Raw genomic sequence first — 8,802 nt, 5'->3', positions numbered from 1 at the left:
GGGCCGTCGTCCGGGGCCGTCGTCCGGGGCCGTCGTCCGGGGCCGTCGTCCGGGGCCGTCGTCCGGGGCAGGGGCTCCCCCCGCCCCGGACCGGGAGCTCCTCCGTCAGCCCCAGGCCGGGGTCTCCCTCACCCCGGTCCCGTGACCTCCGTCAGCCGCGGCCGACGCGGGCGAGCTGGCGGGACTGGGCGACCAGGCGGCCGGCCGAGTCCCAGACCTCCACGTCCTCGTCGAACCAGCCGTCACCGATCAGGCGGCCCGACCCGATCAGGGTCAGCCACCCGGGGGCGGGCAGGGCGCGCAGGTGCCAGGTGAGATCGACGGTGGGGGCCCAGCCGCGCTCGCCCGCCGAGAAGACCACCGGCGGCAGGGCGTCGACGGCCAGCGCCAGCACGTACGGGTCGGGGTCCTGCGGCTCGGCCATCCGGAAGTACGCGCGGGCCTCGGGGCGGCCGGTGGGCTTCCCGGCGAGCCAGCCGATGGTGGGCGGGTCGAAGGCCATCTCCACCTGCGCGTTGAGCGTCATGCCGGACTCGGGCTTGGGGTCGGGCAGCCGGACGCACTCCCCGATCGGCGGGATCGCCGTCGACGGGCCGTCCGCCCACCGGGGGTCGGCGCCCTCGAGGGTCGCGGTGGTGACGAGGGCCTCGATGTAGGACTCGTCGTTCTGCACGAGGGTCGCCCTCGCCATGGTGGCGGTGCGGCCGGTCTTGATCTGCTCCACCCGTACCCGGGCGGGACCCGGCCGGGCCGCGCGCAGGAACTGGACCGAGGTGGTCACGGGGTGCTCGTGGGGGGAGGCGTCCACCACGGCGCGCAGCAGCACGGCCATCAGGTAGCCGCCGTTCAGGGGGCCGCCGATCGAGTACCCGGGGTCGAGACAGACGTCGTAGGTGGTCTCGTCCACCCGGATGGCCGCTGTCGCCTCGTCGAACTTTGTCATCCACGCTCCCGAACCTTGTTCTAGAGGGCACACTTTACCCACCCCGGACGCCCTCCGCCTCCTCGCCCCCGCCCCCGGTGACCCTCCCGGGCGGACCACCGCGATCCGCGAGGCCCCCGGGAGACCGCGACGGGATCACCGCGGGGGACGACCGGGCCGCGACAGGGCCGCCGTGGAGCCGCGACGGCGGCGGACCCCGCGAGAGGGGCGCGGCACGACCGCCCTCATGACGACCTGAACGGGGACGGAACAAGGCCGGAACGCGGCCGGGATCAGGCCGGAACGAGAAGGGGGCCAGGTCGGAGCCGGGCCGGCGGGCAGGCCGGAACACCGGGCGGAGGCCGCGAAGCCGCCTTGGACGCACCGAACGCGGAGTTAGTTCAATGCAAGCGAACTGCTAGCAAAGTGCACTAACTTCATCCATATCCGCGAAGACCACATTGTGAGTGAGCATGCCTGCCAACAATCCCCCTGACCAGACGCCCACGCCGGGGCAGCAACCCGACAGGACGATCGCCTACCGCCGGAACGAGGGCGCGCAGCCCAACGACCAGCCGCACACCCAGGCATATCCGCAGGGCCAGCCCGGATACTCCCAGCCCGGTGGCCACCATGGGCAGCCCTACCCGCAGCAGGGCCAGCCCTACGGCCAGCAGAGCTACGGACAGCAGGCGGGTCAGCCGTACGGGCAGCAGGCAAGCCAGCCGTACGGCCAGCAGACGGGCCAGCCGTACGGGCAGGCCACCCCCACGCAGCCCGGAGCCCAGCAGAACTACGGGCAACAGGCCTACGGCCAGCAGAACTACGGGCAGCAGAACTACGGGCAGCAGGCGGGCCAGCCGTACGGCCAGCAGGCCTACGGGCAGCAGGCTCACGGGCAGCAGGGTTACGGGCAGCAGCAGGCCGGAGGCTGGCAGCAGGGCCCCGACTTCCTGAGCGCCGGACCGCCGACCGGCTCCTCACCTCGTAAGGGCCGCAAGGGCTGGCTGTTCGCGGTGATCGCCGCGCTGGTCGTGGCCCTCGTGGGCGGCGGCAGTGCCTTCGCGGTCAACCTGCTCAGCGGCGGCGGCACGCAGCCGCACGACGTCCTGCCCTCCAGCGCCATCGGCTACGTGCGGCTCGACCTCGACCCGGCCGCGAACCAGAAGGTGGCGCTGTTCGGCATCGCCCGGAAGTTCAACGCCACCAAGGCCTCCTTCAGCGGCGAGGACCCGCGCCAGGCCCTCTTCGACCTGCTGAAGCAGGGCAACCCCGACGACTTCGGCGCGATGAACTACGCCGCCGACATCGAGCCCTGGCTCGGTGACCGCATCGGCGTGGCCGCGCTGCCGGCGGCCACGGCCGGGGCGGCGCCCGGCGTCGTCGTGGCGGTCCAGGTCAAGGACCAGGACCAGGCCAGGACCGGTATCGCCAAGCTGATGGGCAAGGAGAAGTACGGCATCGCGTTCCGCGAGGACTACGCGCTGCTCAGTGTCACCCAGCAGCAGGCCGACCAGGCCGCGGCGGCCGCGCCGCTGAGCGAGAACGCCACCTTCACCGAGGACCTCGGCGCTCTCGGCGAGACCGGCGTGCTGTCCTTCTGGATGGACGCGGGCAAGATCGCGGGTCTGGCCCCCGAGCTCACCGCCCAGGACCCCACCGCCCTGGAGCAGATCAAGAACGTGCGGGTCGCGGGCGCCCTGCGGTTCGACGGCGACTACGTCGAGCTCGCGGGCATCAGCCGGGGGGCCCAGAACCTGGACGTGGGCACGCCGGAGCCGTCACGGATCGGCACGCTTCCGGCCTCCACCGCCGGCGCGATCTCCTTCTCCGGCCTCGGCGAGGTGATCGGCAAGCAGTGGGCGCAGATCATGAAGTCGGCCGACCAGGCCTCGGGCGGGACCGCCGGCTTCCAGCAGTTCGCCGACCAGGCCCAGCAGAAGTACGGGCTGCGGCTCCCCGCCGACCTGGTGACGATGGTCGGCAAGAACATCACCCTGGCCCTCGACTCCAACGGCCTGGAGGGCAACCAGCCCCGGTTCGGCGCGAAGATCGTCACCGATCCGGCCAAGGCCCAGGAGGTCGTCGGCAAGATCGAGAGGTTCCTCGTCGACTCCGGGGCCACCACGCCGCAGCTCGCCAAGGTCGCCGGTGACGGCACTTTCGTCCTGGCCGGCTCGCAGGACTACGCCGCCGAGCTGGGCAAGGACGGCTCCCTGGGGGAGAGCGAGGCCTTCCAGCTCGCCGTTCCCGACGCCGACAAGGCCACCTTCGCCGCCTACGTGGACCTGGACAAGGTGGAGAAGCTCTACCTGGCCAACGTGCGGGGCGAGGAGAGGGCCAACCTCCAGGTGCTGCGCGCCGTGGGCATGAGCGGCACCCAGTCCGGCGGCGACGCCAGCTTCTCGTTCAGGCTGCTGTTTAACTAGCCCTCACAGGCACAGGACACGAAGAAGGCCGGCCCCCGATCGAACCTCGGGGGCCGGCCTTCTTCGTCGTCCTTCGTCCTTCTTCGGAGCACGGGTCCTGCCGAACCCCCCGGACCCGCCCTGACCTTCCAGATCCGTCCGGTCCTTCCGTGCCCTTACCGGCCTCGCGGCCGGACCGGCCCGGGGTCAGGCCCAGAGCTGGCCCTCGAGCCGCTCCTCCGCCTCGTCCAGCGTTCCCTCGTAGGCGCCGGTCGACAGGTACTTCCAGCCGCCGTCCGCGACCACGAACACGACGTCGGCCCGCTCCCCCGCCTTGACGGCCTTGGCCGCGACGCCCAGCGCGGCGTGCAGGGCGGCGCCGGTGGAGACGCCCGCGAAGATCCCCTCACCCTCCAGCAGCTCGCGGGTGCGGCGCAGGGCGTCGGCCGAGGAGACCGAGAAACGCGTGGTCAGCACGTCGGCGTCGTACAGCTCGGGGATGAAGCCCTCGTCCACGTTGCGCAGGCCGTACACCAGCTCGCCGTAGCGCGGCTCGGCGGCGACGATCTTCACGTCGGGGACGTGCTCGCGCAGGAACCGGCCGACGCCCATCAGGGTGCCGGTCGTGCCCAGGCCGGCCACGAAGTGGGTGACCGACGGCAGGTCCGCCAGGATCTCCGGCCCGGTCGACTCGTAGTGCGAGCGCCAGTTGGCCGGGTTGCCGTACTGGTAGAGCATCACCCAGTCGGGGTTCTCGGCCGCCAGGCCCTTGGCGACCCTGACCGCCTCGTTGGAGCCGCCCGCCGCGGGCGAGGAGATGATCTTCGCTCCCCACATGCGCAGCAGCTGGCGGCGCTCCTCGGAGGTGTTCTCCGGCATCACGCAGATCAGCCGGTAGCCCTTGAGCCGCGCGGACATCGCCAGCGAGATGCCGGTGTTGCCGCTGGTGGGTTCGAGGATGGTGCAGCCCGGCCGGAGCAGCCCGTCCTTCTCCGCCTGCTCGATCATCCACAGCGCCGGGCGATCCTTGATCGAACCCGTCGGGTTGCGGTCTTCGAGCTTGGCCCAGACCCGCACGTCCTCCGAGGGGGAGAGCCGGGGCAGGCCGACCAGAGGGGTCCGGCCGACCGAGTCGATCAATGAGTCAAAGCGCATGATGTACGGCTTCCGCCTCGGGGTGACATGCCTGATGGGAGCAGGCCGGGACCTGCGGCACGCGCCGGCCGCCCCGCGTGGTCCCGCGGGACGGGCGGCACCGTGCTCGGCTAGCGGGAACCGCCGGCCACGGCGGGCAGCACGGTGACCGTGTCGCCGTCGGCGACCGGGGTGTCCAGCCCGCCCAGGAACCGGACGTCCTCGTCGTTCAGGTAGACGTTCACGAAGCGGCGGAGCGCGCCCTTGTCGACCAGGCGCTCCTTGAGGCCGGGGTGGCGGGACTCCAGGTCACCGATCAGCTCCTCGAGCGTGGCGCCCTTGGCGTCCACGGCCTTGGCGCCGTCGGTGTAGGTGCGCAGGATGGTCGGAATGCGAACCTCGATGGCCATCGCGGGTCAATCTCCTTGTGTCGTCATGGGAGTGCAGCCCATCGGATCAGAACACCGGTGGGCACCGGGGGATTCCGGCGGAATCGGCCGGCGACACTCGTAGACGACGACGGAGGGCGTGTGCGCGAACAGGAAGTTCTGCACGGGTGCGACGCCCGCGTGCCGTGCCCGGGCACCGGGACGCGAGAGCACCACGTCCTCCTGGCTCGGGGCGGCGATCGACATACGGACCAGTTTACCCAAAGGGGCGATTCACCTCACGGCCGTACCGGGTGAAGACCGCATGAGCACGCCGGGAACACGGGCGAACGGATCATCCGGACACCGGGACACCGGAGGCGGGGCGGGCGGACCGCCGGCCGCGGTCACCCGGAGGTGATCGTCACCTCCTCCTCGCTCACCACCCCGTCGAGGATCCGGTACGAGCGGAACTCGGCCTCCTCGCCCAGCTCCTCACGGGTGGAGACCAGCACGTAGTGGGCGTTCGGCTCGGAGGCGTAGGAGATGTCGGTGCGCGAGGGGTACGCCTCGGTGGCCGTGTGGGAGTGGTAGATCACCACCGGTTCCTCGTCGCGGTCGTCCATCTCCCGCCAGACGCGGAGCTGCTCCATCGAGTCGAACCGGTAGAAGGTCGGCGACCGCTCGGCGTTCTCCATCGCGACGAACCGTTCGGGAGAGTCGGAACCGACCGGCCCGGCGATCACGCCGCAGGCCTCGTCGGGGTGATCCGCCCGAGCGTGCGCGATGATCCGGTCGACCAGTTCCCGAGAGATCGTGAGCATACCTGGAAGCTACCAAAGGGCCCGGACCAGCGTGTCCTGGAGGTAGGTCAGCCAGTCGTAGATGACGTACGCCGGATAGCGGGGGTCGCTCTCCGACATGTCGGCGATCTCGTCGTGGACCTCCTCGGTCACCTCCAGCCGGATGCCGAGCGCCAGGCGGACGTCGTTCAGCGCGCGCATCCACGCCTCGGCCTGCTCCCTGGTCAGCTCGATCCGCCCGGCCTCGGCGCTGTCCAGCATGGCCTGGGCGTCGGCGCGCTTGCCCTCGCGCAGCGTCGCCTCGGTGTAACGGCGGAACTCCGCCGCCGCCTCCCCGTCCTCGTACGCCGAGGGGAACAGCCGCGCCAGCACCGGATCGTCGGACTGCTCCGAGGCGCCGATGCCCAGGGCCTTCTCCAGGGGGTCGTCGCCGGTCTCGCCGGGCTCGACGAGCCCCAGGATCTGCGTGACCAGCGAACGCAGGATCGACACCTCGGCGGCGTCGAAGACCGTGACCACGCCACCCTCGGGGCCCTGACTGAATCCCGAACTCATCCGCTCTCCACCGTTCCTCGCGGGCCGCGTCCCGGCCCCGTCGGCCCCTTGAGACCCGTCCGCCACCCGTGACACAGGCGGCGCCGGCGGCACCGCGGGCGTGACGCCCGGCGGCACCGGCCCGGCCGTCCGCTCACGAATCCCGCTGGACGGTCGCCCAGAGCCCGTAGGAGTGCATGATCTGCGCGTCGCGTTCCATCTCCTCGCGGGTACCGCTGGAGACCACGGCCCTGCCCTTGTGGTGCACGTCGAGCATGAGCTTCTCCGCCTTCTCCTTGGAGTAGCCGAAGACGGACTGGAAGACGTACGTCACATAGGACATCAGGTTGACCGGGTCGTTCCAGACGATCGTCAACCATGGCAGATCCGGCCGTACGTCGATTGACGGACGCTCGACCTCCGTTGGAGCGGTGCTACCCACATTCACCAGTCTGCCCTACCCCGGGCTTAGTCTTCGACTCGTGACAAAGAGCATGAGCACCGCGTTGCTTACCGATCACTATGAGCTGACGATGCTGGAGGCCGCCCTGAAAAGCGGCGCCTGGAGCAGACGGGCGGTCTTCGAGGTGTTCGCCCGCCACCTTCCCGACGGGCGCCGCTACGGCGTCGTCGCCGGGACCGGCCGGTTCCTGGACGCCCTGGAGGCCTTCCGCTTCGACGACGAGACGCTGGAGTTCCTGCGCGCGAACCAGGTGGTCGACGAGCCCACCCTGGAGTTCCTCGCCGGGTACCGCTTCTCCGGGCGGATCGACGGGTACGCCGAGGGCGAGTGCTACTTCCCGGGCTCCCCGATCATGACGGTGGAGGGCACGTTCGCCGAGGCGGTCCTGCTGGAGACCGTGATCCTGTCCATCTTCAACCACGACTGCGCGATCGCCTCCGCCGCCGCGCGGATGGTCCACGCCGCCGGGACCAGGCCACTCATCGAGATGGGCTCGCGCCGCACCCACGAGGCCTCCGCCGTGGCCGCCGCGCGCGCCGCGTACCTGTGCGGGTTCTCCTCCACCTCCAACCTCATGGCGGGCCTGACGTACGGGGTGCCGACCGCCGGCACCGCGGCCCACGCCTTCACCCTGCTGCACGACTCCGAGGAGCAGGCCTTCCGGGCCCAGCTCGACTCCCTCGGCGCCGCCACCACGCTGCTGGTGGACACCTACGACGTGACCCAGGCCGTACGGACCGCGGTGGAGCTGGCCGGACCGGCGCTGGGCGCGATCCGCCTGGACTCCGGGGACCTCGCCCAGACGGCCCACCAGGTCCGCGAGCAGCTCGACGCGCTCGGCGCCCACAAGACCAGGATCGTCGTCACCAGCGACCTCGACGAGTACGCCATCGCGGCGCTGTCCGCGGCGCCGGTGGACGGCTACGGCGTCGGCACGTCGCTGGTCACCGGCTCCGGCGCCCCCACCGCCGCCCTGGTGTACAAGCTGGTGGCCCGGGAGGACTTCGAGGGGGTCATGCGGCCGGTGGCCAAGAAGTCGGTGGGCAAACCCAGCCAGGGCGGGCGCAAGAGCGCCTTCCGCGAGCTGGAGCCGGACGGCGCGGCCGCCGCCGAGGTGGTCACCGTCTCCGGCGAGCACCCCGAGGGCGCCCGCCCGCTCCAGGTCCCGCTGGTCAGGGAGGGCGAGGTCGTCGGCCGCGAGGGGCTGGGGACGGCCCGCGCGCGGCACCGCGAGTCCCTCGCCGAACTGCCCGCCAACGCCCACCAGCTGTCCCGGGGGTACGCCGCGATCCCGACCGTGTTTGACTGATCCCATGCCAACCGCACTGATCATCGTCGACGTCCAGAACGACTTCTGCGAGGGCGGCAGCCTGCCGGTGGGCGGCGGCGCCGAGGTGGCGGCCGCCATCTCCCGGCACGCCGCTTCCCACGGCTACGACCACGTCGTGGCCACCCGTGACTACCACGTGGACCCCGGCTCGCACTTCGCCGCAGAACCCGACTACGTCACCTCCTGGCCCGTCCACTGCGTCGTCGGGACGCGCGGCTCGGACTTCCACCCGGCCCTGGAGGCCGGACGCGTCGAGGAGGTGTTCAGCAAGGGGGCCCACGCCGCCGCCTACAGCGGTTTCGAGGGAGCCGCCCCCGACGGCACGAGCCTGGCCGAGTGGCTCGGCGAGCGCGGTGTGGACGCGGTGGACGTCGTCGGCATCGCCACCGACCACTGCGTGCGGGCCACCGCCCTGGACGCCGTGGCGAACGGCTTCTCCGTGCGGGTGCTGCTGGACCTCACCGCCGGGGTGGCCGCCCCGACCACCGAGGCCGCCCTCGCCGAGCTCGGCGCCGCCGGGGCCCGCCTCACCGGGACACCGGTGGTCCGCCAGGCCTGATACCTCTCAGGCGGCGGGCATGCCAAGGAAGAGGATCATCCGGTCGAGCTTCCCGTCCATGACCCCGAAGTCCTGCCTCAGCCCGGCCACGTCCTGCTTGACGCCCGCGACATCCTGCTTGACCTCGGCGAGCTCCTCCTTCGTGGCGCACTTCGCCACGTCCTCCTTGAGTTCACCGACATCCCGCTTGACCTCGGCCATCTCGACCTTCAGCTCACCGACATCCACCTTGAGCCCGGCCACATCCTCCTTGAGATGACCGACATCCACCTTGAGCCCGT

General features: G+C 71.3%; 10 protein-coding genes. 3 read left to right on the top strand and 7 right to left on the bottom strand.

Annotation, left to right across the window (positions count from 1 at the left end):
* Nucleotides 1–151 precede the first annotated feature (151 nt).
* Nucleotides 152–943, bottom strand: a complete 792-nt coding sequence (locus AB0G16_RS00685; protein WP_362796983.1) for a thioesterase family protein — start codon at nt 941–943, stop codon at nt 152–154.
* 452 nt (nt 944–1,395) lie between these two features.
* Between AB0G16_RS00685 and AB0G16_RS00680 the strand changes: the two genes are divergently transcribed.
* Nucleotides 1,396–3,351 (top strand): DUF3352 domain-containing protein, encoded by a 1,956-nt coding sequence (locus AB0G16_RS00680; protein ID WP_362796982.1) that lies wholly within the window; start codon nt 1,396–1,398, stop codon nt 3,349–3,351.
* Between the two features lie 186 nt (nt 3,352–3,537).
* On the opposite strand, the gene AB0G16_RS00675 is transcribed toward AB0G16_RS00680, so the two are convergent.
* From AB0G16_RS00675 to clpS, 5 genes are all read right to left on the bottom strand, one after another.
* The gene (locus tag AB0G16_RS00675) at nt 3,538–4,485 is read right to left on the bottom strand and encodes a cysteine synthase (RefSeq protein ID WP_362796981.1); all 948 of its coding nucleotides are present in this window, start codon (nt 4,483–4,485) and stop codon (nt 3,538–3,540) included.
* 110 nt (nt 4,486–4,595) lie between these two features.
* Complete coding sequence (locus tag AB0G16_RS00670; RefSeq protein ID WP_362796980.1) at nt 4,596–4,874, bottom strand: MoaD/ThiS family protein; 279 nt, start codon at nt 4,872–4,874, stop codon at nt 4,596–4,598.
* 365 nt (nt 4,875–5,239) lie between these two features.
* Nucleotides 5,240–5,656, bottom strand: a complete 417-nt coding sequence (locus AB0G16_RS00665) for a M67 family metallopeptidase (RefSeq protein WP_362796979.1) — start codon at nt 5,654–5,656, stop codon at nt 5,240–5,242.
* Nucleotides 5,657–5,665: 9 nt separating this feature from the next.
* Nucleotides 5,666–6,190 (bottom strand): DUF2017 domain-containing protein, encoded by a 525-nt coding sequence (locus AB0G16_RS00660; protein ID WP_362796978.1) that lies wholly within the window; start codon nt 6,188–6,190, stop codon nt 5,666–5,668.
* Nucleotides 6,191–6,323: 133 nt separating this feature from the next.
* Nucleotides 6,324–6,611 carry an ATP-dependent Clp protease adapter ClpS gene (gene clpS / locus AB0G16_RS00655; protein WP_344888582.1) on the bottom strand — a complete coding sequence of 96 codons (288 nt, stop codon included), beginning with the start codon at nt 6,609–6,611 and terminating at the stop codon, nt 6,324–6,326.
* A gap of 40 nt (nt 6,612–6,651) precedes the next feature.
* Between clpS and AB0G16_RS00650 the strand changes: the two genes are divergently transcribed.
* Together AB0G16_RS00650 and AB0G16_RS00645 are read left to right on the top strand one after the other, a co-directional pair.
* Nucleotides 6,652–7,941: a nicotinate phosphoribosyltransferase gene (locus AB0G16_RS00650; RefSeq protein ID WP_362796977.1), complete on the top strand. Its 1,290-nt coding sequence runs from the start codon at nt 6,652–6,654 to the stop codon at nt 7,939–7,941.
* 4 nt (nt 7,942–7,945) lie between these two features.
* Entirely contained in the window at nt 7,946–8,521 is a 576-nt protein-coding gene (locus tag AB0G16_RS00645) for an isochorismatase family protein (protein ID WP_362796976.1), read from the top strand.
* Nucleotides 8,522–8,527: 6 nt separating this feature from the next.
* On the opposite strand, the gene AB0G16_RS00640 is transcribed toward AB0G16_RS00645, so the two are convergent.
* Nucleotides 8,528–8,802: hypothetical protein (locus AB0G16_RS00640; RefSeq protein WP_362796975.1), on the bottom strand; the 275-nt coding region annotated here is incomplete at its 5' end.

Source organism: Streptosporangium sp. NPDC023615, from assembly GCF_040640155.1.
In the GTDB taxonomy this organism is placed as follows: Bacteria; Actinomycetota; Actinomycetes; order Streptosporangiales; family Streptosporangiaceae; genus Streptosporangium.
Note: the sequence above shows the minus strand (reverse complement) of the source record. Positions and strands in the feature narration are given on the sequence as shown.

Excerpts from the sequence above, each read along its gene's own strand:
- AB0G16_RS00685 (WP_362796983.1), bottom strand. The coding sequence starts at position 943 with ATGACAAAGTTCGACGAGGCGACAGCGGCCATCCGGGTGGACGAGACC.
- AB0G16_RS00680 (WP_362796982.1), top strand. The coding sequence starts at position 1,396 with ATGCCTGCCAACAATCCCCCTGACCAGACGCCCACGCCGGGGCAGCAA.
- AB0G16_RS00675 (WP_362796981.1), bottom strand. The coding sequence starts at position 4,485 with ATGCGCTTTGACTCATTGATCGACTCGGTCGGCCGGACCCCTCTGGTC.
- AB0G16_RS00670 (WP_362796980.1), bottom strand. The coding sequence starts at position 4,874 with ATGGCCATCGAGGTTCGCATTCCGACCATCCTGCGCACCTACACCGAC.
- AB0G16_RS00665 (WP_362796979.1), bottom strand. The coding sequence starts at position 5,656 with ATGCTCACGATCTCTCGGGAACTGGTCGACCGGATCATCGCGCACGCT.
- AB0G16_RS00660 (WP_362796978.1), bottom strand. The coding sequence starts at position 6,190 with ATGAGTTCGGGATTCAGTCAGGGCCCCGAGGGTGGCGTGGTCACGGTC.
- AB0G16_RS00645 (WP_362796976.1), top strand. The coding sequence starts at position 7,946 with ATGCCAACCGCACTGATCATCGTCGACGTCCAGAACGACTTCTGCGAG.